Annotated in this window: 18 protein-coding genes; 4 read left to right on the forward strand and 14 right to left on the reverse strand. The window is 64.2% G+C overall.

Annotated elements, in window-relative coordinates:
• Positions 1-38 precede the first annotated feature (38 nt).
• Positions 39-698, forward strand: a complete 660-nt coding sequence (gene pcp / locus QD208_RS10575) for a pyroglutamyl-peptidase I (RefSeq protein ID WP_279836769.1) — start codon at positions 39-41, stop codon at positions 696-698.
• Between the two features lie 102 nt (positions 699-800).
• Entirely contained in the window at positions 801-1,847 is a 1,047-nt protein-coding gene (locus tag QD208_RS10580; protein WP_153635285.1) for an asparaginase, read from the forward strand.
• A gap of 255 nt (positions 1,848-2,102) precedes the next feature.
• Here the strand turns inward: QD208_RS10580 and ppc are convergent, their stop codons facing one another.
• The 5 genes from ppc to cysM form a co-directional block, all read right to left on the reverse strand.
• The gene (ppc, locus tag QD208_RS10585; RefSeq protein ID WP_043331859.1) at positions 2,103-4,751 is read right to left on the reverse strand and encodes a phosphoenolpyruvate carboxylase; all 2,649 of its coding nucleotides are present in this window, start codon (positions 4,749-4,751) and stop codon (positions 2,103-2,105) included.
• Between the two features lie 332 nt (positions 4,752-5,083).
• On the reverse strand, positions 5,084-6,058 hold the full coding sequence (gene mazG / locus QD208_RS10590; RefSeq protein ID WP_279836770.1) for a nucleoside triphosphate pyrophosphohydrolase: 975 nt from the start codon (positions 6,056-6,058) through the stop codon (positions 5,084-5,086).
• The gene (gene relA / locus QD208_RS10595; RefSeq protein ID WP_043331860.1) at positions 6,055-8,319 is read right to left on the reverse strand and encodes a GTP diphosphokinase; all 2,265 of its coding nucleotides are present in this window, start codon (positions 8,317-8,319) and stop codon (positions 6,055-6,057) included. Before relA ends, mazG begins: the two co-directional genes overlap by 4 nt.
• 56 nt (positions 8,320-8,375) lie before the next feature.
• Positions 8,376-9,779 (reverse strand): RsmD family RNA methyltransferase, encoded by a 1,404-nt coding sequence (locus QD208_RS10600; RefSeq protein ID WP_279836771.1) that lies wholly within the window; start codon positions 9,777-9,779, stop codon positions 8,376-8,378.
• Entirely contained in the window at positions 9,779-10,765 is a 987-nt protein-coding gene (gene cysM, locus QD208_RS10605; protein ID WP_279836772.1) for a cysteine synthase CysM, read from the reverse strand. Before cysM ends, QD208_RS10600 begins: the two co-directional genes overlap by 1 nt.
• Before the next feature lie 221 nt (positions 10,766-10,986).
• On the opposite strand from cysM, the gene QD208_RS10610 reads away from it, so the two are divergent.
• Positions 10,987-14,199, forward strand: a complete 3,213-nt coding sequence (locus QD208_RS10610) for a hybrid sensor histidine kinase/response regulator (protein WP_279836773.1) — start codon at positions 10,987-10,989, stop codon at positions 14,197-14,199.
• 111 nt (positions 14,200-14,310) lie between these two features.
• On the opposite strand, the gene acpS is transcribed toward QD208_RS10610, so the two are convergent.
• The 9 genes from acpS to QD208_RS10655 all read right to left on the reverse strand — a co-directional run bounded on the left by acpS (position 14,311) and on the right by QD208_RS10655 (position 23,816).
• Positions 14,311-14,688, reverse strand: coding sequence for a holo-ACP synthase (gene acpS, locus QD208_RS10615; protein WP_043331863.1), 378 nt, complete (start codon positions 14,686-14,688; stop codon positions 14,311-14,313).
• Entirely contained in the window at positions 14,685-15,515 is an 831-nt protein-coding gene (gene pdxJ, locus QD208_RS10620; RefSeq protein ID WP_054554985.1) for a pyridoxine 5'-phosphate synthase, read from the reverse strand. The genes acpS and pdxJ overlap by 4 nt, the downstream gene beginning before the upstream one ends.
• Before the next feature lie 123 nt (positions 15,516-15,638).
• Entirely contained in the window at positions 15,639-16,355 is a 717-nt protein-coding gene (gene recO, locus QD208_RS10625) for a DNA repair protein RecO (protein ID WP_200019205.1), read from the reverse strand.
• 203 nt (positions 16,356-16,558) lie between these two features.
• Entirely contained in the window at positions 16,559-17,503 is a 945-nt protein-coding gene (era, locus tag QD208_RS10630) for a GTPase Era (RefSeq protein WP_052384345.1), read from the reverse strand.
• A gap of 92 nt (positions 17,504-17,595) precedes the next feature.
• On the reverse strand, positions 17,596-18,288 hold the full coding sequence (gene rnc / locus QD208_RS10635; protein WP_043331866.1) for a ribonuclease III: 693 nt from the start codon (positions 18,286-18,288) through the stop codon (positions 17,596-17,598).
• 340 nt (positions 18,289-18,628) lie between these two features.
• Positions 18,629-19,432 (reverse strand): signal peptidase I, encoded by an 804-nt coding sequence (gene lepB / locus QD208_RS10640; RefSeq protein WP_279836774.1) that lies wholly within the window; start codon positions 19,430-19,432, stop codon positions 18,629-18,631.
• Between the two features lie 55 nt (positions 19,433-19,487).
• Entirely contained in the window at positions 19,488-21,308 is a 1,821-nt protein-coding gene (lepA, locus tag QD208_RS10645; protein WP_043331869.1) for a translation elongation factor 4, read from the reverse strand.
• Positions 21,309-21,629: 321 nt separating this feature from the next.
• Positions 21,630-23,045, reverse strand: coding sequence for a DegQ family serine endoprotease (locus QD208_RS10650; protein WP_107335313.1), 1,416 nt, complete (start codon positions 23,043-23,045; stop codon positions 21,630-21,632).
• Between the two features lie 300 nt (positions 23,046-23,345).
• Complete coding sequence (locus tag QD208_RS10655; protein WP_052384327.1) at positions 23,346-23,816, reverse strand: SoxR reducing system RseC family protein; 471 nt, start codon at positions 23,814-23,816, stop codon at positions 23,346-23,348.
• Between the two features lie 127 nt (positions 23,817-23,943).
• Between QD208_RS10655 and QD208_RS10660 the strand changes: the two genes are divergently transcribed.
• Complete coding sequence (locus QD208_RS10660) at positions 23,944-24,189, forward strand: VF530 family protein (protein WP_043331871.1); 246 nt, start codon at positions 23,944-23,946, stop codon at positions 24,187-24,189.
• Positions 24,190-24,320: the final 131 nt, after the last annotated feature.

The raw sequence follows: 24,320 nt of genomic DNA on the forward strand, positions 1-24,320 counted from the left end.
TGACCCGCGGTGATCGATGCCAGCCAAGGAATTTCATCATGCGTCGTCTGCTACTCTGCGGCTTCGAGCCCTTCGGCACGGATAGCGTCAATCCCGCCCTCAAGATCATCGAACAACTGGACGGCCAGAGACTGGCCATGCACGACCAGCCCGATGAGCGCTTCGAGATCATCACCTGCCGGGTGCCGGTGACACGCTACGCCGCGATTGACAGCGTCATCAAGGCCATCGGCCAGCACGCCCCTGACACCGTGATCATGCTCGGTCAGGCCAGCGGTCGCAGCGCCATCACGCCGGAGCGGGTCGCCATCAACCTGGATGACTATCGCATCAAGGACAACGGCGGCCACCAGCCGGTGGATGAGCCCATCGAGGCCGATGGCCCGGATGGCTGCTTCACCACCCTGCCGATCAAGGCAATGGTCAACGACCTCCAGGCGGCAGGCCTTCCCGCCAGCGTCTCCTACACGGCAGGCACCTTCGTCTGCAACCACCTGTTCTATGGGGTGCAGCGTCATCTGGCGGATAGCCCCATCCGCTCCGGCTTCGTGCATATCCCGGCGCTGCCCGAGCAGAGTGTCGATGGCCGCCTGCCGACCATGAGTCTTGAAAGCATGCTCGAAGGCATACGGGTGATGTGCATCAGCGCCATGTCCCATCAGGAGGATGCGCGCATCGGCGGTGGCAATATCAGCTGAGCGCCCCCATCGCGTCGCGGCTGAACGCCCGACTCCGACAGCTCCCCTGCAAGCCGGCATGCGTTACAATGCCGGCTTTCCCATTTCTGGCAGGTGGACACGATGACTCCCGAGACGCACATCCTGGTACTGTATACCGGCGGCACGCTGGGCATGGTGGAAAGTGAACAAGGACTGGTACCTGCCGGTGACTTCGATGCACGTCTGCGCGCAGCACTGGAGCAACTGCCCCCCAGCCGTCGTGGCCGTCTGCCCGCCTTCACCCTGCGCGAGTTTCCGCAGCTGATCGACTCCTCCTCCGCGACACCGGCGGACTGGCACACCATCGCCAGCCAGATCGCGGACGCCTACGACAGCTTCGATGGCTTCGTCGTCCTGCAAGGCACCGACACCCTGGCCTGGACCGCCTCCAGCCTCGCCTTCCAGCTCAAGGGTACCGCGCGCCCGGTGATCGTCAGTGGTGCACAGTTGCCGCTGGAAGCCGAGCACAGTGACGCGCTGGGCAATGTCGAGCTGGCACTCACCGCCGCCGCCCAGCCGACCCTCAATGAAGTCGTGGTCGCCTTCGGCGGACAGTTGCTGCGTGGCGTGTGCACCCGCAAGTGGTACACCCAGGACCACCGCGGCTTCACCACGCCCAATGCGCCGCTGCTGGGCGAATGGGTCGATGACCGCGTCGTGCTCTACCCCGGCCGCCTGATGGATGATCAAGGCCCCGCCTTCGAGCTGCCCGACTATGCCCGCCTCGGCAAGGACAGCATCATTCGCCTGCCGCTCTACCCCGGCATCAGCGCCGAGAGCGTGCGTGTGCAGTTGATGCGCCCCGAGGTCAAGGGCGCCGTGCTGGAGCTGTGGGGCAGCGGCAATCTGCCGGAAGACGGCGAGCTTCTGGGGGTATTGGCCGATGCGCGTGGCGAAGGCAAGCTGCTGGCCGGTATCAGCCAATGTCCGCACGGGCCGGTCACCATCGGCCACTATGCGGCCGGCGCAGGCCTGGCCACTGTCGGCGTGCTGTCAGGCGACGACATGACGCTGGAAGCGGCCTTCACCAAACTGCTGCATCTGGTGGCGCTCGATCAGGATGAGGACTGGCAGCGGGAACGCTTCCTGATGCCCTTGGTAGGCGAGCGCGCCAGCGGCCTGCTGTGAGTCCTGGCGACCCCGCGTGTCGCTGAACTCTTGTCGCTGAGCTCTAGCCTCTGAACTCTAGCCTCTGAACTCTAGCCGCTGAGCGCTGAATTCTGGTCGCTGATCAGGGCGCAAACCAGCCTTCAGCGTTGACCGATAGATAACAGAAAGCCCCCGTCAGGCGTACCTGACGGGGGCTTTCTAGTTTCGCTGATAGGCCTTGGCTAATCCTTCACGCCAAGGCGCAAATCAACAGGGCCAGCTGGATCAACTGAATCAACCGGTGTTGCGCAGACCGGCCGAGATACCGGCCATGGTCACCATCAGTGCGCGTGACAGCTCGGCGGAGATGGCGCCATCAGCGTCGCGGTTACGCTGCAGCAGCTCGGCCTGCAGACCATGCAGCGGGTCGATGTAGGGGTTGCGCACATCGATGGCCTGACGGATCAGCGGCATATGCTCAAGCAGTGCCTGTTGATCGCGGATCTCCAGCACCACCTTCTCCAGACGCTCGAGACGATCTCGCAGCGATTGCCCCAGCGCCTTCAGGGCCGGCTCATCGACCAGACGCTGCTCGTAGTAGGCCGCCGTCGAGAGATCGGCCTTGGAGAGCAGCATCTCGAGCATGTCGACGTAGGTGGAGAAGAACGGCCAGTCGTTCATCATCTCGCGCAGCACTTCCAGGCCGCCCTCTTCCTGCATGCGCGTGGCGAAGGCCTCGCCACTGCCCAGCCAGGCGGGCAGCATCAGACGAATCTGGGTCCAGGCGAAGATCCACGGGATCGCACGCAGCGTCTCGACGCCACCATCCTGACGACGCTTGGCGGGGCGTGAGCCCAGCGGCAGGCGTGCCAGTGCGGTTTCCGGTGTTACCGAGCGGAAGTACGGCACGAAGTTCGGGTCTTCACGCACCACGCCCACATAGGCCTTGTGCGCGATACCGGCCAGGCGATCCATCTCGTCACGCCATTGCTGCTTGGGTGCCGGCGGCGGCAGCATGCTGGCTTCCAGCACCGCGCAGACATAGATCTCCATCGAGCGGCTGGCGATGTCGGGCAGACCGAACTTGAAGCGAATCATCTCGCCCTGCTCGGTGACGCGCAGCGAGCCGGTCACCGAGCCCGGTGGCTGGGACAGGATCGCCGCATGCGCCGGGCCGCCACCACGACCGACCGTTCCACCACGGCCGTGGAACAGGGTCAGTTCGACGCCGTGGCGCTTGGTGACTTCCACCAGCGTTTCCTGAGCACGGTACTGTGCCCAGGCAGCCGCCAGCTGGCCGGCGTCCTTGGCGGAGTCGGAGTAACCGATCATCACTTCCTGACGATCACCGGCCTGCTCGCGATAGATCGGCATGCCCAGCAGCGTGTCGATGACGGGGCCTGAGCGGTCCAGATCATCCAGCGTCTCGAACAGCGGCGCGATCGGCAGGCGCACATCACCGCCGATCTCCTTCATCAACAGTGCCACCGCCAGCACATCGGAGGCCTGACCGGCCATCGAGATGATGTAGGTGCCCAGCGCCTCGCGATGCTCGCGCGCGATGACCTTGAAGGTATCCAGCACCTCGCGCGTGTCGGTGGAGCATTCCCAATGGCGCGGGATCAGCGGGCGACGGCCAGCCAACTCCTTGGTCAGGAAGTCACAGCGCTGCTGCTCGTCCCACTCGAAATAGCTGCCCAGCCCCAGCGTCTGACTCAGTTCGTCGAAGACCTGCGCGTGACGCGTACTTTCCTGGCGGATATCGAGCTTGGTCAGGGTGACACCGAAACAGGCCACGCGACGCAGGGTGTCGAGCAGTGCGCCGTTGGCGATGGTGTCCAGCCCCACATCGCACAGCGAGCGGTAGCAGGCCAGCAGCGGCGTATACAGCTGCTCACGGGTCTCGATGATATCGACACCTTCGTGGCGCTTGCCGTCCAGGCCCGCCTTGGCCCAGTCACGCGTGCTTTCCATGCGCAGGATCAGGCGGCGCAGGATCTCGCGATAAGGTTCAGCCACATCGCCGGCCTCGGCACGCAGGGCGGCCGTGCACTTCCACATCGACAGCTCCGACTTGAGCTGTTCGAGATCGCGAAGGTAGAGGTCCGCCGCCATCCAGCGTCCCAGCAGCAGCACGGTCCGCGTCACGCTGGCGGTGACATTGGGGTTGCCGTCGCGGTCACCACCCATCCAGGAGGCGAAGCAGATCGGTGCGGCGTCCAGCGGCAGGCGCTCGCCGGCGGCGTCCAGCGTCATCTCGTCAAGCTGACGGTGGAAGTCCGGTACCGCTTGCCACAGCGAGTTCTCGATGGTGGCAAAGCCCCACTTGGCCTCATCCACCGGCGTCGGACGCTCGTGGCGAATCTCGTCGGTGTGCCAGGCCTGGCTGATCAGCTCGGTCAGGCGTGCACGCGCGAGGGTCGCCTGTTCCGGGCGATCACAGGCGCCTTCCATCTGGGTCAGACAGCCCTCGATGGCATCGTATTTCTGGATCAGGGTGCGGCGGATGACTTCCGTCGGGTGCGCCGTCAATACCAGCTCGACACGCATCGCCGAGAGCTCCTCGACGATCTTCTGCGCGCTGAAACCACGCTCGCGAATGCGCGTGATCAGCTCGCCGAGGTCCGGCTGGCTGCCGGGACGATAATCCTCGACGCGCTTGAAGCGGCCACGGTAGTGCTGCTCGGCGATGTTGGAAAGATTCAGAAACTGGTTGAACGCCCGGGTGACCGGCAGCAGATCACCATCCGGCAGATCACGCAGATAGTCGATCAGCTCATGACGGGCGGCCTGATCGCCCTGCTGGCCCTGTTTGGCCAGGGCGCGGATGCGCTCGATGCGTGCGACGAAGTCATCGCCGAGGTCGGCCGCGATGGTCTGGCCGAGGTTGTCACCGAGAATACGCACGTTATCGCGCAACGATTCATGCAAGTCGTGACTCATGAAACCCTCCTTGGGAGTGACGGTGCTGCCGCGGTCATCTTCCCCTGTCACCAGGGGCACACAGTCAGATAGCTGACAACAGATTCCCTCATTGCGCAAAGACACCTGATGACAACCGGCTGAGGGAAGACACCGGCCTGGCGCTGGTGAAGACACTGGCGCGAAACGGAAAGACCCGCGGCGCAGCAGACCGGAAAGCAGGACAAGACTCGCGTCCTGATCGCTTCCCCTCAGCATACGACCGCGGGCCTCGGCTCCACAATCCGACTATCGCGTAAACTTACTACATTTTTCCAAATGCCCTTTTCCCAATACCCTGTGACGACGCTCCATCACCGAACCAGCGGCGTCACCGGACGCACTGCTGACGTCGCACCATCGCCCTGTCGCGCCTGCTCAGCCGCACGCTCCCGGCGCTTGGCCTCATCCCAATGCGCATCCATCTCGGCAAGCGAGGCCTCATCCAGCGTGCGCCCTTGCCCGGCGATCGCGGCTTCCACATGGCGGAAGCGTGATTCGAAGCGCGCATTGGTGGCGCGCAGCATCTGCTCCGGGTCCGCCTTGAGGGTGCGCGCGAGATTGACCACCGCGAACAGCAGATCCCCGACCTCCTCGCGCGCATGGGCCGTATCACCCTCGGCCAGAGCTTCCTCGACCTCGCCGAGCTCCTCACGAATCTTGGCCAGCACGCCACTCGTATCGGGCCAGTCAAAGCCTGAACGCGCGGCCTTCTTCGAGAGCTTGGCCGCCCGCGTCAGCGCCGGCAGGCCAAGTGGCACGCCATCCAGCACGCTGTCGCCGGCAGTCTGACTGGCAGGCGCGTCAGCGGACTCCTGCTGCTTGAGCGACTCCCACTGCGCATTGAGGGAGCTTTCATCGACCTCATGAGTGGCGATGCCCTCCCGGCGCGACGCGAGGCTGCCATCCGGGAAGACATGCGGATGGCGGCGCAGCATCTTCTCGGTCAGCACATGGATCACGTCGTGAAAATCGAAGCGTTGCTGCTCACTGGCGATCTGGGCGTAGAAGACGCCCTGAAACAGCAGGTCACCCAGTTCCGCCGGCAGCTCCTCGAGCACACTGGCATCGGCCGCGGCGCGCTCGATGACATCGGCGACCTCATAGGCCTCCTCCAGGGTGTGCGGCACCAGACTCGCGCAATCCTGGCGGCTGTCCCACGGGCAGCCGTACTGCGGGTCACGCAGCACGGCCATCAGGGTCAGCAGGTCATCGAGGGTGTAGCGCGTATCGACTGGCGTGGCCGTCTCTTCGCCAGGTTCCCGACTTTCACCAGACTCCAGCCTCATGCCTTGTCGCCCCCGACCCGCAGGCGCTTGACGTCGATGATGTTGGGCAGCTGCTGGATGCGGGCGAACACGCGCCCCAGCACGTCGAGATTCTCGACTTCCAGCGTGATCTTGAGCGTGGCGATGTTGTCGAGCTGATCGGTGCGCGTATTCACCGACAGCACGTTGACCTTGTCGCCGCTCAGCACATTGGTGACATCACGCAGCAGACCGGAGCGGTCCCAGGCCTGGATCTCGATATCGACCGGATACTGATTGCGCGAGCGCTGACCCCAGTCGACATCGACAATGCGACGCGGCTCGTCCGAGCGCAGCTGGATCAGGTTCGGGCAGTCCTGACGGTGCACGGTCACGCCGCGCCCCTGGGTGATGAAACCGGCGATCTGATCGCCCGGCACCGGGTGGCAGCAGTTGGCCATGGTGGTCTTCAGATTGCCGACCCCCAGCACCATGACGGCGTCGGGCTTTTCCTTGCCCTGCGGCTTGCGCTGGCGCAGCAGACGCTCGAGCTGCTCCTGATCATCGGTATCGCCGAACAGCTGCTGGGCCTGGTGCAGCACCTGGCCGACGCGCAGATCGCCCGCGCCGATGGCGGCGTACATGTCATCACGCGTCGGGTAATTGACGGCGTTGGCCAGCTTGTCACGGTCGAGATTCTCCAGCGCCAGCCGCGAGAATTCCTTCTCGAGCAGCGCCTTGCCCTCATCGACGTTCTGGTCGCGTGCCTGCAGCTTGAACCAGGTCTGGATCTTGGCGCGGGCCCGCGAGGTGCGCACGTAGCCCAGATTCGGGTTGAGCCAGTCGCGGCTCGGGCCGCCCTTGGTGGCGGTCAGGATCTCGACCTGCTGGCCGGTCTTGAGCTTGTAGGTCAGCGGCACGATGCGCCCGTCGACCTTGGCACCCCGGCAGCGATGGCCGACCTCGGTGTGCACGCGGTAGGCGAAGTCGATCGGCGTCGCGATCTTGGGCAGGTCGATGACATGCCCCTCCGGCGTGAAGACGTAGATGCGGTCCGGCGCGACATCGGAGCTCAGCCCCTGACGGATCGCCTCCTGGCCGCCGTTCTCGCCGACTTCGTCCTGCCATTCGAGCACCTGACGCAACCAGGCGATCTTGTCCTCGTAGCTGCGGCTCTTATGGCCGACATCGTGCCCCTTGTAACGCCAGTGGGCACACACGCCCAGCTCCGCCTCCTCGTGCATGTCGAAGGTACGGATCTGGATCTCGATGACCTTGTTGCTCGGCCCCACCACCGCAGTGTGCAGCGACTGGTAGCCATTCTTCTTGGGGTTGGCGATGTAGTCGTCAAACTCATGCGGCACGTGGTGCCAGCGCGAGTGGACGATCCCCAGCGCCGTGTAGCAATCGCTGACGGTGCCGACCAGAATCCGTACCGCGCGCACGTCATACACCTGGGAGAAGGCGATGCGCTTGATCTTCATCTTCCGCCAGATGGAGTAGATGTGCTTGGCACGGCCCGCGACATCGAAGTGCTTGATGCCCTGCTCGCTCATCAGAGTGCGCATCTCGACCAGCAGGTCGGCGATGTAGTGCTCACGCTCCAGACGCTTCTCGGACAGCTGCTTGGCGATGGTCTTGTATTCATCCTCCTCGCGGTAGCGGAAGGACAGGTCCTCCAGCTCCCACTTGAGCTGACCGATGCCCAGGCGGTGCGCCAGCGGCCCGTAGATATCGAAGACTTCGCTGGCCACGCGCATGCGTTTCTCGCGCGGAGCATCCTTGACGTGACGCAGGGCGACGGTACGTTCGGCGATCTTGATCAACGCGATGCGCACGTCATCGATCATCGACACCAGCATCTTGCGCAGGTTGTCCTGCTGGTCATGCTGCGCCATGCCATGACTCGGCGCCTGCAGCTGACTGATGGCGGCCATGTTGAGCACGCCATCGATCAGGCGGGCCACTTCCTTGCCGAAATGCTTCTCGATGGCCTCAAGCCCCAGATGCCCTTCACGTACCGCGCGATAGAGCACGGCCGCGACCAGCGCCGGCTGGTCAAGCTTGAGTTCCGACAGGATGTCGGCCATCTCGAGACTGAAACGGAAACTGCGCAGCGGCTCGCGCCACGGCTTGTCACCGCGGGCGTCCGCCTCGCGCGCCACCTTGAGCGCCACTTCACAGGCCTGCACCATGACCTCGGCATTCACCGACGGGACTTCCTCGCGCAGTCGCGCGACCCACACCGGGATGTCCACACCACCGCTATCGGTCAGCGGCTGATCTTCGCGCACCTTGACCATGACCCTATGTCCTTGAATATCTTGCCATCTTGATGACAGTGCCCGAGGGCACCGCCTCAGTCTTCCGCCCGCTCCAGCAGCAACATCGATTCCAGATGTGCCGTGTGAACGAACATGTCCGCCATCAGGGCACGCGTGACGCGATAACCGGCGTCCTGCAACAGCCGTGCATCACGCATCAACGTGGTCGGGTCACAGGCGATGTACAGCACACGCTGCGGCACTCGGCTGACCCTCCCAGCATGCAGGTCACGTGCCAGCTCCTCGCAGAGAGGCTGAGCGCCATCACGCGGCGGGTCTAGTACCAGAAGGTCGATACCCTCGAGTGACGGCAGGGCCTTGCTCAGATCCGCTCGACGTGCACTCACCTGAGCCAGTCCGTTGGCTTCGGCATTGACCATCAGCTGATCGACCATGCCCTGACTGCCCTCGATGCCCGTCACCTCACTGGCGCCGGCCGCGGCAGCCGCCAGGGTCAGGTTGCCGACACCGGCGTAGAGATCCATCACCTTGAGGCCACTGACGTCGCCCAGCCATTCGAAGGCGGTGTCGATCAGGCGCTGATTGAGCGCCGCATTGACCTGCACGAAGTCGCCCGGCGAGAAGGCAAGACGCAGCGTCGTTGCGCCGATATTCAGCGAATACGCGGCGTTCGGCATGCCCGACAGCCACTCCAGCACCACCGGATCACGCCCGACCCGCCAGCCGACCACCAGGCCATGCTGCTCGGCGAAGGCCTGCCAGCGCTGCGCATCACGCGGCACCGCCTTGAGCTGGCGCACCACCACGATGACCTGCCCTTCGGCAGCGGTCAGCTCCAGATGGCCCAAGCGCTTGGGCGCCTCGAGGCTTTCGATCAGCTCACGCAGCGGCGCGAGCAGGCGATCCAGCTCCGGCACCAGCACGCTGCAGGTGGTGATATCGACCAGCTGGTTGCTGCCGCGTCCCCGGAAGCCGAACTGCAACTCACCGGCATCGGTCACGCGTACGCCGATACGCGCGCGACGGCGATAACGGCTTTCATCATCGCCCAGCGGCTGAATCTCGGGCAGCGTCACGCCATTGCGTGTCGCATGTTCGCCCAGCACCTGCACCTTATGGGTGCGTTGTGCATCCAGCGCCATATGCTGCAGATCACAGCCGCCACAGCTGCCGAAATAGGCACAGGGCGGCGTCACGCGACTGTCAGCCGCGTTGTCACGTGCACGCACATGCGCCTCATTGAAGCGCTTGTGGGTGCGGTGGATGGCCAGCGTCACGCGCTCGCCGGGCAGGGCTTGATCGATGAACTGGGTCTTGCCGCTCTCGTCATGGGCGATGCCGCGCCCGTCATGGGCCAGGCGGTCGACCGTCAGCCACTGGCTATCGGCGTCGCTGGCATTGCGGGTACCACGACTGGCCACTTCCTTCTCGCGACGGGTCGGCTTGCGCGCCGGTCGCTTCTGTCCGAGCAGCGCCATCAGGAACGCTCCCCTGCGACGGCTTCATTGTGGGGCGTGTCCTGCTGAGTCATGTCGTCGTCCTGGGTATAGAGGCCTGTCGAGAGATAGCGGTCTCCCCGGTCACAGACGATGAACACGATGACCGCATTCTCGACCTGCTCGGCGAGCTTGAGCGCGCCCGCCAGCGCACCGCCGGAGGAGACACCGGCCAGAATGCCTTCTTCGCGCGCCAGACGGCGCATGCAGACTTCGGCTTCGTGCTGGCCGATATCCAGCGTGCGGTCGATACGTGAGGCATCGAAGATCCGCGGCAGATATTCGGCAGGCCAGCGGCGGATACCCGCGATGCTGGCGCCTTCGGCAGGTTGCAGGCCGACGATCTCGATGGTCGGATTCTGCTCCTTAAGATAGCGCGAGGTGCCCATGATGGTGCCGGTGGTGCCCATCGAGGACACGAAGTGCGTGATGCGTCCGTGGGTCTGCTGCCAGAGTTCCGGCCCGGTGGTACGGTAATGCGACAGCGGATTGTCCTGGTTGGCGAACTGATCCAGCGCCTTGCCCTCGCCACGCGCGATCATCCCCTCGGCCAGGTCCCGCGCGTGCTCCATGCCATCGGCTTCGATCAGCGTGGCCCCGTAGGCGCCCATCGCCTGCTTGCGCTCGCTGGAGGCACTGGCCGGCATCACCAGCACCATGCGGTAGCCCTTGATGGCCGCCGTCATGGCCAGCGCGATGCCGGTATTGCCGGAGGTCGCTTCGATCAGGGTATCGCCGGGAGAGATCTCGCCGCGCGCTTCCGCCTCCTGGAACATGGAAAGCGCCGGACGATCCTTGACCGAACCGGCGGGGTTGTGACCCTCCAGCTTGGCCAGCAGCACATTGTTGCGGCCCGCGGTGATGCGCGTCAGGCGCACCAGCGGCGTGTTGCCGACGACATCTGCAAGACTGGGATAATCGGACGCACCAGGGGTGGCGTCACCGGGGGTTTCGCTGAGATGAGACATGAGAGGCAGACTCCAGAGACGCCGCGCCCGGACAGCCGAATGACAGCGGTCAGGCGCTGGCATCGGGACCAAGGACGAACGGGGGGCCGCGTCGGGGTGTAGATGATGCGCGCAGTATATCGCTCCCGCCCAGCCCTGTCAGGGCGCTCGCCATCGCTTCGCTCAAGAGCGCGAGGTATGCTTGCCGCTGATGCTCGTTCGCCCTTTGACGATGGATTGCCATGCTGCTTCGTACCCGATTCCAGCTTGCCCTCTTGCTGCTGCCCCTCGCCACCAGCCTGATGTTCAGCCTGTATGCGGTGGACCGCGAGATCAGCGGTGAGCGCCTGGCCATGATGGAGCGCCTGCAGGCCAGCATGCAGGCCATCATGCCGGGTATGGCCAACGCCGCCCTCGCCGCTGACGACCAGCGCCTGCACGAGCAGGCCCAGATGCTGATCGACCAACGTGACGTGCGCGCCCTGACGCTGCGCACCGCCAACGGCGGCGCCCTGTTGCATCTCGGCCCCAGCCAGCGCCCGGAAACCAGCACGCTGGTCGAGAGTCAGGCCTACCCCTCGGACCCGGACTCGCTGGTGATGGTGATGCCGGTCATCGACCCGTGGCGCGAGACACAGCGCGGCGAGCAGATGTCATGGCTGGTACTGGAGGCCTCCGACACCCGTCTGGTGCTGCATCGCTACCAGCTGCTGGTCGGCTACGGGCTGGCCAATCTGGTCTTCGGGCTGGCGCTGCTGCTGCTGGCCTTCCATGGCTCGCGCCGCATGCTGCAGCCGCTGCATGAGCTGGGCGAGGCCCTCACCTGTCTGGCGCGCGGCGAGACACACCGCCAGCTGCCGGTGTCAGGCAATGACGACCTCAGCGAGCTGGCCGAGAACTACAACCGCAGTGTCGAGCAGCTCAAGCGCGCCCGCGAGGACATGCAGGACCAGATCGAACAGACCACCCAGGACCTGCACGAATCGATGGAAACCGTCGAGATCAAGAACATCGAGCTCGACATGGCGCGCCGCAAGGCACTGGAAGCCAACCGCATCAAGTCGGAATTCCTGGCCAACATGAGCCATGAGATCCGCACGCCGCTCAACGGCATCATCGGCTTCAGCAACCTGCTGGGGCGCAGTGATCTGGACAACCGCCAGCGCGACTGGCTGGGCCATATGCAGAATGCCTCCTCGAGCCTGATGTCATTGATCAATGACATTCTCGACTTCTCCAAGATCGAAGCCGGCAAGCTCGAGCTCGAGAAGGTGCAGATGGACATCGAGCCGCTGATCGAGGAAGTGCTCGCCATGCATGCCCCGGAAGCCCATCGCAAGCATCTGCATCTGCTCGGGCTTGTCTATGACGACGTGCCGCAGCGCTTCGAGGGCGACCCGCTGCGCATCAAGCAGGTGGTGACGAATCTGGTCGCCAATGCCGTCAAGTTCACCGAGCGCGGCGAAGTCATCGTGCGCGTGATGGTGGATGACCTCTCCGGCAGCAATACCCGCCTCAAGATCGCGGTGGCAGACACCGGCATCGGCATGGACAGCGCCCAGCGCAATCGTCTGTTCCAGGCCTTCTCGCAGGGAGACCCGTCACGGGCACGCCAGTTCGGCGGCACTGGCCTTGGGCTGATGATCTCCAAGCGACTGGTCGAGCAGATGGGCGGCGAGATCCAGGTCGACAGCCTGCCCGGCCACGGCTCCACCTTCCTGTTCAGCGTGCCGGTGGCGGTCAGCAGCATCGAGGAGCGCCCGCGCGAAGTCGTGTTCGATCATCAACGCATCTGCCTGATCGAGCCGCACTCGGCCACCCGTCGCGCCCTGAGTTACCTGCTGACCCGCTGGTCACTGACGCTGGTCGGCATCGAAGAGCAGCCGGACCTGGTGGTGGTCGCGCTGGAGAGCCGTGACCTCAAGCGGCTGGATGAATGGGGCGCACGCCTCAAGCATCTGCCGTGTCGCGTGCTGGGCCTGCTGAACGCGCCCCTGCCTGCCGACGCCGAGAACCTGCAGCAGTACGGCATCGACGAAGTGGTCAGCAAGCCGGTCACACGCCTGCAGATGCGTCACAAGCTGGCCAATCTGCTGCATTCACCTCACCGCGACCCGACTCAGGCGCCACGCAGCGCCTCCTTCACCTCGTTCGAGCCGGCCTCACGTGAGCAGGACGCAGGCACGGCGCCAGCCGCCAAGCCAGCCAGCACGCCTGCCAAGACGACGTCAGCCGGTCCGCAGGCTGAGCTCCCCGCCCAGCCTGCGAGTCAGGAAACGCCTGCGCAGCCTCGCAAGTGCGTGATGGTGGTCGACGACAACCCCTCCAACCGCCTGTTGGCCGAGGAGCTGTTGACCGACATGGGGCTGGACACCCTGGCCGCCCAGAGTGGCGAAGAGGCGCTGGCGCTGGCTCAGGAGCAGGTCGTGGATGCCGTCCTGATGGATATCCAGATGCCGGGCATGAACGGGCTGGAAGCCACCAAGGCGCTGCGGCATCAGCATCGCGAGGGCAACCGCCACCTGCCGGTGATCGCCCTCACCGCCCATGCACTGGCGCATGAACGGCGAGAGCTGTTGGCGGAAGGCATGGATGATTACCTGATCAAGCCCATCGACGAGGGCCTGCTGGCCAACCTGCTCAGCCGTCATCTGGGCATTTCGCTGAACCCGCCACCGCAGGCCGCGCGGTCATCCAGCCAAACGCGCAGCCCTGCTCACAGCCAATCGCGCAGTCCAGAACGCAACCAGGCGCGCAGCCCTGCTCGCAGTCAGGCGACGACTGCCTTGCCGCCGGGAGTGAAAGACGCTGCCAGCCAGGCTGAGTCCTCGTCGCCGGTAGCGCCACTGCTCCGCTCTGCCGCGAAGAGTCAGCTCAGCCTGGAGCAGGACGCCGACCTGCCGGTGGTCGACATGGCGCTGGGCGTGGAGATGGCCGGAGGCCGCGAGGCGCTGGCTCTGGAGATGCTGGGACTGTTGATCGAGAGCCTGCCGGAGAGCGAGGCCAGGATCCGCCGCGCCTGGCAGGCGCGTGACAACGAGGCGATGCTCGATGGCGTGCATTATCTCAACGGCGCCTGCCGCTACTGTGGCGTGCCACGTCTGGCGCTGCTGGTGGAGGCACTGGAGACCCGCATCCGCGTCAGCGGCCTGTCGCGGCTGGAAGAGGATGTCGATGCCCTGTTCGCGGCCATCGACAGCCTGATCCAGTGGTCGCACAGCGATGAGGCCAAGGCCTTGCTTGCCGCGCCGCTTGAACCGGCTAGCCCCGACGGTGACACGGGTGAGACGGGTGAGACGACTGAGACGACTGAGACGCCGACAGCGCCCCCTGCCGAGACCTCTTCATCGTCCGCCTCCGCGCCCTCGAATGCACCCGCAGAGCCCTCCGACACGAGCTCGTCATCGGCAAGCAAGCCACAGACGAGCGGGCCCCAGTCCAAAAACCAGCCCTGAAAGACCAGCCCTGCACAAACGACAACGCCACCCGCTGCCGCTAGGCAGGGGTGGCGTTGTCGTTTCGAGCGCCGTGTTCACAGGCGCGATCCAGCGCCAGACCGAATAGGGCTAACGCTCCAGCACCACGAAGGCGATGGCCTGATCACGCTCATCACTGATCGACAGGTGCAGATGGCGGATACCCGCCCGCGCGGTCAGGGCTTCCGCCTCGTCAGACAGCTTGAGCGAAGGCTTGCCCAGGGCGTCGTTGACCACCTGAATCTGGGTGAAGCGCATGCCCTGACGCAGGCCGGTGCCCAGCGCCTTGACGAAGGCTTCCTTGGCCGCGAAACGCTTGGCCAGAAAGGCCGCCGGCTGAGGGTGATCGGCAAAGCGCGCCAGCTCCTCTTCCCCCAGCAATCGGCGCGCAAAGCGCTCGCCGTGGCGCGCCATGCCTGCCTCGAAGCGCTCGATACGCGCGATGTCCGTGCCTATGCCGACGATCATCCGCAGCAGCCTGAGCCCTGCACATGCTCATGGTCATCACCGTGTTCGTGGTCATGGTCATGATCGTGCGCATCCAGCGCGGCCATCAGGCCCGCTTCCTGGCCTGCGATGCACAGACGCTTCATCTCGATGACGGCCTCCTTCAGGCCGACGAACATGGCGCGCGCGATGATCGCGTGACCGATGTTCAGCTCGTTGAGCCCGGAGATACCCGCGATCGCCTCGACGTTGTGATAGTTGAGGCCGTGACCGGCATTGACCACCAGCCCCAGCTCGTTGGCCAGCTCCGCGGCGGCCGCGATGCGCTCGAACTCGACACGCGCCGTCTCGCCCGTGGCATCGGCATAGGCGCCGGTATGCAGCTCGATGACCGGCGCACCGGCCTCGAAGGCGGCCCGGATCTGCTCCGGCTCCGGGTCGATGAACAGCGAGACTTCACAGCCCGCCGCTGCCAGACGCTCGCAGGCGGCAGTGATGCGCGCCAGATCACCGGCGACATCCAGTCCGCCTTCGGTGGTCAGCTCTTCGCGCTTTTCCGGTACCAGACACACGTTGGCCGGCTGGACTTCCTCGGCCAGCGCCAGCATCTCTTCGCTGACGGCCATCTCGAGGTTCATGCGCGTGTTGAGCACCTCGGCCAGAATGCGCACGTCGCGCTCCTGGATGTGGCGACGGTCTTCACGCAGGTGCACGGTGATACCGTCGGCCCCCGCCTCTTCCGCGACCAGCGCGGCCTGGACCGGGTCCGGATAGCGGGTACCACGCGCCTGACGCAGTGTGGCGATGTGGTCGATGTTGACCCCGAGCAGGATGCGCAGCGGATGCATGATCAGCTCCTAACGATGAACAAGAGAGAACAGGCATGGCGACGAGGGCCATGCCGAAGACAGGTCGCGCAATACTATCATGCGTCACGCCGCAGCCGGACAGTGTCGCCACGCCTGACGGCGTCAGTCGGACTGGCGACTCTGACGCCGCCTGGCCGTCAGCTGCATCATCAACTCGCGCGAACGCAGCGGACGGTCCCCTAGCAGCGGCGCCAGCGCACGCCGCGCCAGCCACAGGCTCTCGCGGGCAAGCCCTGCATGCCCCCAGTCTTCGCTGGCCAGCAACTTCAGGGCCCGCCCTTCGATGCCCGCCGCGCCTGGCGGCTGTGCCTGAAAGCGTCGCTCACTGACCACATAGTCATAGCGCACATCCGGCATCAGCGGGCTGTCATCCAGAGCGCGAAACTGCGGCAGTTGCTCCAGCGCTTCCAGCAGGCTGTATTCGAGCCGCCTGAGCGCGGGCGCGCGTCTGGCGGGCAGTGCCACCTCATCCAATGTCAGCGAGTAGAGCGCGAACAGCTCCGGCACCGGCATTTCCACCGGCAGCGTGCGGGTCAAAAGCTCATTGGCGTAGAACCCGCACAGCAGCCCCTCGCCCGCCAGCAGACTGGCGCTGCCGCCGGTCTCCATCAGGTTGAGAGTCTTGAGATCGCTCTCGCCACGCCAGGTGACATGCAAAGGCGTGAACGGCTGCAGTCGTGCGCGCGCCTTGCTGCCCGGGCGCTGAACGCCACGCGCCACCGCGCGCACCCTTCCGTGTTCGAGGGTCAGCAATTCGATGATGGCACTGGTTTCACGGTAAGGCTTGCGATGCAGCAGGAAGGCCGGTTGCGGCGTCATCAGGCAGGCTCACGTCAGACGGTGGCTTGGCAAAAAAAGCTGGCAGAAGGACTGGCAGAGGGGCTGGCAAGAAACGAGACCGCCTGGACAGGGCCAGGCGGTGCGCGACAGAGGCCGCGAGAACATCGGATCAGCGACGGGCAGCACATGGCAGTCGCGACCCTCTCGGATCGCCACCGCCTTGCACCGCTCGCGCGACGTCGTCAGTCCTTGTCGTGGGTGTAACCCAGACTCTTCAGGGCACGCTCGTCATCCGACCAGCCACGCTTGACCTTGACCCACAGGTTCAGCATGACCTTGGCGTCGAAGGCACGCTCCATCTCGAGACGCGCTTCACGGCCGATGTTCTTGATGCGCTCGCCGTTCTCGCCGATCAGGATCTTCTTCTGACCCTGACGCTCGACCATCATCAGCGCGCTGATGTGCAGGGTGCCGCGCTGATCGGTCTTGAATTCCTCGATCTCGACGGTCATCTGGTAGGGCAGTTCGTCACCCAGCTGACGCATCACCTTCTCGCGCACCAGCTCGGAGGCCAGGAAGCGAGAGCTCTTGTTGGTGATCTGGTCGTCCGCGAACATGTGCTCGCCCTGCGGCAGACGCTTCATCACGTTCTCGAGCAGCAGATCGATGTTGGTGCCGTTCTTGGCCGACATCGGAATGATGGCCGCGAAGTCACGACGTTCCTGCAGGCTCTGCAGCCACGGCGCGAGGGTGGTCTTGTCCTTGAGCCAATCGATCTTGTTGACCACCAGAATCACCGGCGCCTTCACGTGGGCCAGCTTCTCGAGCACGATCTGGTCTTCTTCCATCCAGCGGGTGCGGTCGACGATGAAGACGACGGCATCGACGTCACGCAGCGCCTGGGTGGCGGCCTGGTTCATGAAGCGGTTGATCGCCTTGTTGCGATCGCGCTGCATGATGTGGATCCCCGGGGTATCGACGAAGACGCACTGGGTGCCCTCTTCGGTGTGGATACCCATCACCTGGTGACGCGTGGTCTGCGGACGACGCGAGGTGATCGAGACCTTCTGGCCCAGGATGTGGTTCATCAGCGTCGACTTGCCGACATTCGGGCGACCGACGATGGCGACGAAGCCACAGCGGGTATCCGGCAGCGGCTGATCGCTGACGCCGGCGGCGGCCAGCATGCCCTCGAGGGCATCCGGGGTGCCGACGCCGTTATCAGTGGAGTGATCAGGGGCGTCGCCGCTCGGGGTGACGTTGTCTTCTGGGGTATGGCTCATGAGCGGCCTCCGCGGGCAGGTTCGAGCAGTTGCAGCGCGAACTCGGCCGCCTGCTGTTCAGCATGACGGCGGCTGGAGCCGACGCCTGTGGTCTTGGTGTCGATCATCTCGACGTGGCAATCGACGCTGAAGGTCTGCGAATGCGCTTCGCCTTCGACGCTGGTCACCTCATAACGCGGCAGTGCCGCCTGACGCGATTGCAGGAATTCCTGCAGACGCGTCTTGGGGTCTTTCTGGGTGTCCTGAAGATTCAGCGCTTCAAGACGAGTGGCGTACCAGCGCAGCACGTGTTCACGTGCCACCTGCATGCCGGCGTCCAGATAGATGGCGCCGATCACAGCTTCCACGGCATCGGCCAGAATGGACTCGCGACGGTGACCGCCGCTTTTCATCTCGCCGGAGCCCAGACGCAGGTTCTCGCCGAGATTGAATTCACGCGCCAGCTCCGCGAGGGTCTGGCCCTTGACCAGGCGCGCACGCAGGCGTGACAGCTGGCCTTCACGGGCCTGGGGGAAGCGCAGGAACAGCGCTTCGGCGATCACGAAGTTGACGATGGAATCGCCAAGGAATTCGAGACGCTCATTGTTCTGGCCACCATAGCTTCGATGGGTCAGAGCCAGTTCCAGCAGGCTCGCATCCTCGAAGGTGTGGCCGATACGCTTTACAAAGGCATTCAGCGGGCTACTCACAGGTCTCCCTACTCTCTTTTTGTCGCTGACGCCCGCGGGCGTCCTGTCGAATGGTGCATCAGTCATGCTGGCTGATGCCTGTCGTCTTCGACATGTCTCGCGATGCCCGAAGCCTACGCGGCTTGAGGAGTTGCCGATTGCCACCATCCCAATCCGATATTCGTCAGCCGCGCTGCCCGCAAGCTTGTGGCCACGGGTCCGACATGATGAACAGCAGGTTGACATGGCAGGCACGACGCATCGTCCCATGTCGAAAATCCGCACTGATAAGGCCGGCGGGCCAATGTGGCCCTGCCAGACACGACCGGGCCGCCTCTCGGCGGCCCGGTCAATGCACTGATCAATGAATCAGGCGTACCGAGGAAAAGTCCGGGAACCCTTCTTTCCAGTGCATCCACACCGCCACCGCCTTGCCGACGATGTTCTCTTCCGGCACGAAGCCCCAGTAGCGGCTGTCGTTGGAGTGATCACGGTTGTCACCCATCACGAAGTACATGCCTTCCGGCACCCGGATCTCGCGCATCTGCGGGCCGGGGTCCTGAGGGTTATTGTAGATTTGATGCGCGTGTTTCCCCAGTGTCTCATCCAGCAGGTCTTCACCGGATTGTTCACTGGAGTTGCGCGCATTCAATGTCTTGCCGATGGCCTCACCATTCACGTAGAGCTGCTTGCCTTCGTAGCGAATGGTATCGCCCGGCAGGCCGACGACGCGCTTGATGAAGTTGGTGGACGGATCCTCCGGGAAACGGAACACCATCACATCGCCACGCTCCGGCTCGCCGACTTCCAGCACCTTGGTGTCGACCACCGGCAGGCGCAGGCCATAGTCATACTTGTTGACCAGGATGAAGTCGCCGATCTTGAGCGTCGGCAGCATCGAGCCGGACGGAATCTGGAACGGCTCGAACGCGAAGGAGCGCACCACCAGCACCAGCAGCAGTACCGGGAAGAAGGACTTGGCATAGTCCACCGGCCACGGGTCACGCGCCAGCTTCTCACGCGTGCCAGCGTCCAGTTCTCCTTCGACGGAGGCCTCGGCCTTGGCCACACGCGCCTTGCGCGCACTGCGCAGGGCAACCAGGTCTATCAACCACACCACGCCGGCTACCGCTACGGCAATCACCAATACTAGCGAGAAATCCATCGTTGTCCCTGTCTGCCCTGGGTCTTGGTGGCAAGCCGCCAGACGGCGGCCTGCCTCAGTCGTTCATCTTGAGCACGGCAAGGAAGGCGTCCTGGGGAATTTCCACCCGGCCGACCTGCTTCATGCGCTTCTTGCCCGCTTTCTGCTTCTCGAGCAGCTTCTTCTTGCGGCTGACGTCGCCGCCGTAACATTTGGCGGTCACGTTCTTGCGCAGCGCCTTGACGGTGGAGCGTGCCACGACCTGGCCACCGACGGCAGCCTGGATCGCCACATCGAACATCTGACGCGGAATCAGCTCTTTCATCTTCTCGACCAGCAGACGGCCGCGGCCATGTGCGTGATCACGGTGGATGATCGCCGCCAGTGCATCGACGCGATCGCCGTTGATCAGCACGTCCAGACGCACCAGCTTGGCCGCCTCGAAGCGCTCGAAGCTGTAATCCAGTGACGCATAGCCCTTGGAAATGGACTTGAGGCGATCGAAGAAGTCCATCACCACTTCTGCCATCGGCAGTTCATAGATCAGCTGGATCTGGCTGCCCAGGAACTGCATGTCGAGCTGAACGCCACGACGATTGACGCACTCGGTGATGACGTTGCCGACATATTCCTGCGGCACGAGGATGGTAGCGCGGCAGATCGGCTCGCGCAGCTCATCGACGTTGGCCATGTCCGGAAGCTTGGACGGGTTGGACACCGGCAGCACATCGCCGTTGTCCATCAGCACCTCATAGATCACCGTCGGCGCGGTGGTCAGCAGATCGAGATTGTACTCGCGCTCCAGACGCTCCTGGATGATCTCCATGTGCAGGGTGCCGAGGAAACCGACACGGAAACCGAAGCCCAGCGCGTCGGAGTTCTCCGGCTCGTAGTCCAGCGAGGCATCGTTGAGCGCCAGCTTCTGCAGCGCGTCACGGAAGTCCTCGTAGTCATCGGAGCTGATCGGGAACATGCCGGCATACACCTGCGGCTTGACCTTCTGGAAGCCCGGCAGACGCTCGACCTTGTCGGCGGTCTTGGTGTGCACGATGGTGTCACCCACCGGCGCGCCCATGATGTCCTTGATACCGGCGACGATGAAGCCGACCTCGCCGGCGCGCAGCACGCCGGTTTCCTTGCGCTTGGGCGTGAAGATACCGATCGCGCCGGTTTCCCAGTCACGGCCGGTGGACTTCAGGCGGATCTTCTCGCCCTTCTTCAGGGTACCGTCGAAGATACGCACCAGCGAGACGACGCCGAGGTAGTTGTCGAACCAGGAATCGATGATCAGCGCCTGCAGCGGTGCCTCCGGATCGCCCTTGGGCGGCGGAATGTCACGCACCAGACGCTCGAGCAGCGCTTCCATGCCCATGCCGGACTTGGCCGACACCTGACAGGCATCCGTCGCGTCCAGACCGATGATCTCCTCGATCTCCTGGGAGACCTTTTCCGGGTCCGCCTGCGGCAGATCCATCTTGTTGAGAACCGGCAGCACCTCGAGGCCCTGCTCGATGGCGGTGTAGCAGTTGGCCACCGACTGGGCCTCGACGCCCTGGCCGGCATCGACCACCAGCAGCGCCCCTTCACAGGCATACAGCGAGCGCGAGACTTCATAGGAGAAGTCGACGTGCCCCGGCGTATCGATGAAGTTCAGCTGATAGGTATTACCATCGTCAGCGTGGTAGTCGAGGGTCACCGACTGCGCCTTGATGGTGATGCCGCGCTCACGCTCGATGTCCATCGAGTCAAGCACCTGCTCCTTGAGCTCACGGTCGCTCAAGCCTTCGCACAGCTGGATGATGCGGTCAGCCAGCGTGGACTTGCCGTGGTCAATGTGGGCGATGATTGAGAAGTTGCGGATATGCTTCAAGGACGGCGGCGTTACGCGTTCGGTCATGGATCACTGCTCTGTATTTGTGCCCGTCTCCGTGAAATCACACGGCCAACACGGGAGACGACGGAAATCGAATTGCACGCATTGTACAGTCCGACCACAAGCGATGATAGAAGGCGTTGCCTTTTGCGCCCGTCCGGCCCTGTCACAACCCGCCTGATCTCGGGTGAACCGCAGGGCCGCCCGGTAGCAGACGGGGCGCACAGTCGCCCGTGCGCCCCGTCTGCTACCGGAGTGACCGCCGTCCTGCCGGTGGCGGTCACTCTCTGTTGCCTGCGCGCTCGTCGCCCAAGTTCTTGACGCTTGCGTCAGGCGCTGGCGGGATCACTTGTCGCTGTCGGCACGCATGCGCAGTGCGATGTACAGCGGGCGACCATTGCGCACCAGGCGCAGCGAGACCGGACGGTTGGTCGGCAGCTTGGCGACCACATCGCGCAGCGCCTGCACGCTGGTCAACGGCTGCTGATTGAGTTCGACCAGTACATCGCCAGCGCTGATGCCTGCCTCGGCAGCCACGCCCTGCGGGTCGACTTCCATCACACGCACCCCATGATCGAGGTTGAGCTCGTTCAAGCTGGCCTTGTCGAGCTCTGCCACCGCAACGCCCAGCCCCTGCTTGTCGTCACTGGCCTTGCCGGCATGCGCCTGCTCACTGCCCGGCCAATGGCCGACCTTGGCGGTCAGCGTCTGGCTCTTGCCATCGCGCAGGATGGAGAGCTTGAGCGAATCGCCCGGCGAGCTGGCACCGACCATGCGCGGCAGGTAAGCCGAGCTCTCGACCGCCTTGCCATCCACGGCGGTGATGATGTCGCCACTCTTGAGGCCAGCAGCAGCAGCAGGGCCGTCCGGATCAAGATCGGCGATCAGCGCACCGCGTGCACGGTCCAGCCCGAAGGATTCGGCCAGGTCCTTGGACACCGGTTGAATGACGACGCCCAGCCAGCCGCGGTCCACGCGTCCATCGGTCTTGAGCTTGTCGGCGACATCCATCGCCACATTGATCGGAATCGCGAAGCTCACGCCCATGAAGCCGCCGGAGCGGGTATAGATCTGGGAGTTGATGCCCACCACATCGCCATCGAGATCGAACAGCGGCCCACCGGAGTTGCCCGGATTGATCGCCACATCGGTCTGGATGAACGGCACATAGGCGTCCGACGGCAGAGTGCGATCGATGGCGCTGACGATACCGGCGGTGACGGAATGATCGAAGCCGAACGGTGAGCCGATCGCGGCCACCCATTCGCCGACTTCCAGCGCATCACTGTCGCCCATCGGCAAGGTCGGCAGGTCTTCCGCCTTGACCTTGAGCAGCGCGATATCGGTCTTCTTGTCCTCGCCGACCACCTGCGCCTTGAGTTCGCGACGGTCGTTGAGGCGCACCATCACCTCATCGGCACCGTCGATGACGTGGGCATTGGTCATGATGTAGCCATCATCGGAGATGATGAAGCCAGACCCGAGACTGGAGCGCTTCTCGACGCCCCCACGGCCCGGACCAGGCAGCTGATCACCGAAGAAGCGCTTGAAGAATTCGGGCATCTCTTCGCCATTGGGCCCACGGAACACCGGCCCCGAGCTGCGCTGGATCTCGGTGGTGGTCGCGATATTGACCACCGCGGGCGCCGAGTCCTTGACCAGCTGGGTGAAGTCGGGCAATTCACGAGCCTGAACCAGCTGGGAGCCCATCAGGGCAGCCATGGCCAAGGCAGGTACCATCAGGCGGGAAAGGGATTTCATCAGTGCGGCTCCTGGTACGTCCTGTCATCACTTGTTATCAGGCGTGCAATCACGCAACTACTGACGATGGCAGCGTCACATCGCTGGCGGCGTCCTTCTCATTGACGTCGAAGCGTCGTTGAAGTTCAGCGATTGGTGCCGCGCTGGACGCAACCATGCGTCGCCAACATCCGACAGGTGCCGAGGCCAGCCCGATGCAGACTGACGACGCCACCTGCCGACTACGCAAGTCACTCCCCGATCTGCCGAGAGAGTCGACTACCGCTAACACTTGAGCACGTCATCACTTGAGCACGACGATTACAGCGCCTTGATCGCCATCGCGTCCATGCCGAGACGACGCATCAAGCGTGGCCGATAGAGTGCCTGTCGTTCAGGGCGCGCGGCATGCCAGCGCACGGCCATCAGGCCCGCCGCCAACGAGAGCGCGAAGCCCAACGGCACCGCCAGGGTGCCAGCGCCCGCCAGCTGCTCGGCCACGATCCCCCCCAGCATGCCGCTGACCAGCGGCAGGCCATACAGCAGGCCCGCACTGCGCAGAAACGCCGACTCATCGATGCCGATCACCACCCGCTCGCCCACCATCGGCAAGTCTTCGCCTGCCGGCACATGGATCAGCACGCGATGCGGCTTGCGACGCGAAAACTGGCTCAACAGGCCGCTGCCACAGCTACTGCGCGCATTGCAGGCACCACAGGTGGAGCGACGCTGGGTCTCGACCCAGACGCCTTCCTTGCCATGCCCCGTGACCTGCCCCTCTTCCTGCATCATCTTGCTGACTCCTGCAAAAACTCGCCGCGCACTGGCGACACATACGCGTAGAATAGCGTCATTCACGGCGGCACTTCACGCGCCTCAGGCCCGACAAGCGCCCACGATACCATCAACAGGAGCCCGCATGAGCGACGCACCCCCATCCACTTCCCGCCTGGACCCGTTGCACGGCGTCACCCTCAAGGCACTGCTGACCTGGCTGGTGGACCACTACGGCTTCGAGACCCTGGGCGAGCTGATTCCCATCAACTGCTTCCTCAGCGACCCGAGCATCAACTCGAGCCTCAAGTTTCTGCGCCGCACGCCCTGGGCGCGCGCCAAGGTCGAGGCACTCTACATCCAGACGGCAGATCGCTATCTGCATGACTGAGGCCGAGCGTGGTCACACCGGCAAGTGACGACGCTGGCCGGATGCGACCAGGTCATGTGGGCGCAATCAGGACATACAGTGTCTAGTCCTGAAATAGGTTGACACTTTGGGAACTCAAAACGCTCGATGCA

It is taken from the genome of Cobetia sp. 29-18-1, from assembly GCF_029846405.1.
Taxonomy (GTDB): domain Bacteria; phylum Pseudomonadota; class Gammaproteobacteria; order Pseudomonadales; family Halomonadaceae; genus Cobetia; species Cobetia amphilecti.

What these genes read in the sequence shown, in the direction of transcription:
- lepA (WP_043331869.1), bottom strand. Translation starts at nt 21,308, where the DNA reads ATGACCGAACGCGTAACGCCGCCGTCCTTGAAGCATATCCGCAACTTC.
- acpS (WP_043331863.1), bottom strand. Translation starts at nt 14,688, where the DNA reads ATGATCGTCGGCATAGGCACGGACATCGCGCGTATCGAGCGCTTCGAG.
- cysM (WP_279836772.1), bottom strand. Translation starts at nt 10,765, where the DNA reads ATGTCTCATCTCAGCGAAACCCCCGGTGACGCCACCCCTGGTGCGTCC.
- QD208_RS10580 (WP_153635285.1), top strand. Translation starts at nt 801, where the DNA reads ATGACTCCCGAGACGCACATCCTGGTACTGTATACCGGCGGCACGCTG.
- relA (WP_043331860.1), bottom strand. Translation starts at nt 8,319, where the DNA reads ATGGTCAAGGTGCGCGAAGATCAGCCGCTGACCGATAGCGGTGGTGTG.
- mazG (WP_279836770.1), bottom strand. Translation starts at nt 6,058, where the DNA reads ATGAGGCTGGAGTCTGGTGAAAGTCGGGAACCTGGCGAAGAGACGGCC.
- lepB (WP_279836774.1), bottom strand. Translation starts at nt 19,432, where the DNA reads ATGGATTTCTCGCTAGTATTGGTGATTGCCGTAGCGGTAGCCGGCGTG.
- era (WP_052384345.1), bottom strand. Translation starts at nt 17,503, where the DNA reads ATGCTGGCCGCCGCCGGCGTCAGCGATCAGCCGCTGCCGGATACCCGC.
- QD208_RS10650 (WP_107335313.1), bottom strand. Translation starts at nt 23,045, where the DNA reads ATGAAATCCCTTTCCCGCCTGATGGTACCTGCCTTGGCCATGGCTGCC.
- pcp (WP_279836769.1), top strand. Translation starts at nt 39, where the DNA reads ATGCGTCGTCTGCTACTCTGCGGCTTCGAGCCCTTCGGCACGGATAGC.
- ppc (WP_043331859.1), bottom strand. Translation starts at nt 4,751, where the DNA reads ATGAGTCACGACTTGCATGAATCGTTGCGCGATAACGTGCGTATTCTC.
- QD208_RS10660 (WP_043331871.1), top strand. Translation starts at nt 23,944, where the DNA reads ATGAGCGACGCACCCCCATCCACTTCCCGCCTGGACCCGTTGCACGGC.
- recO (WP_200019205.1), bottom strand. Translation starts at nt 16,355, where the DNA reads ATGACGCCGCAACCGGCCTTCCTGCTGCATCGCAAGCCTTACCGTGAA.
- QD208_RS10600 (WP_279836771.1), bottom strand. Translation starts at nt 9,779, where the DNA reads ATGGCGCTGCTCGGACAGAAGCGACCGGCGCGCAAGCCGACCCGTCGC.
- QD208_RS10610 (WP_279836773.1), top strand. Translation starts at nt 10,987, where the DNA reads ATGCTGCTTCGTACCCGATTCCAGCTTGCCCTCTTGCTGCTGCCCCTC.
- QD208_RS10655 (WP_052384327.1), bottom strand. Translation starts at nt 23,816, where the DNA reads ATGATGCAGGAAGAGGGGCAGGTCACGGGGCATGGCAAGGAAGGCGTC.
- pdxJ (WP_054554985.1), bottom strand. Translation starts at nt 15,515, where the DNA reads ATGCATCCGCTGCGCATCCTGCTCGGGGTCAACATCGACCACATCGCC.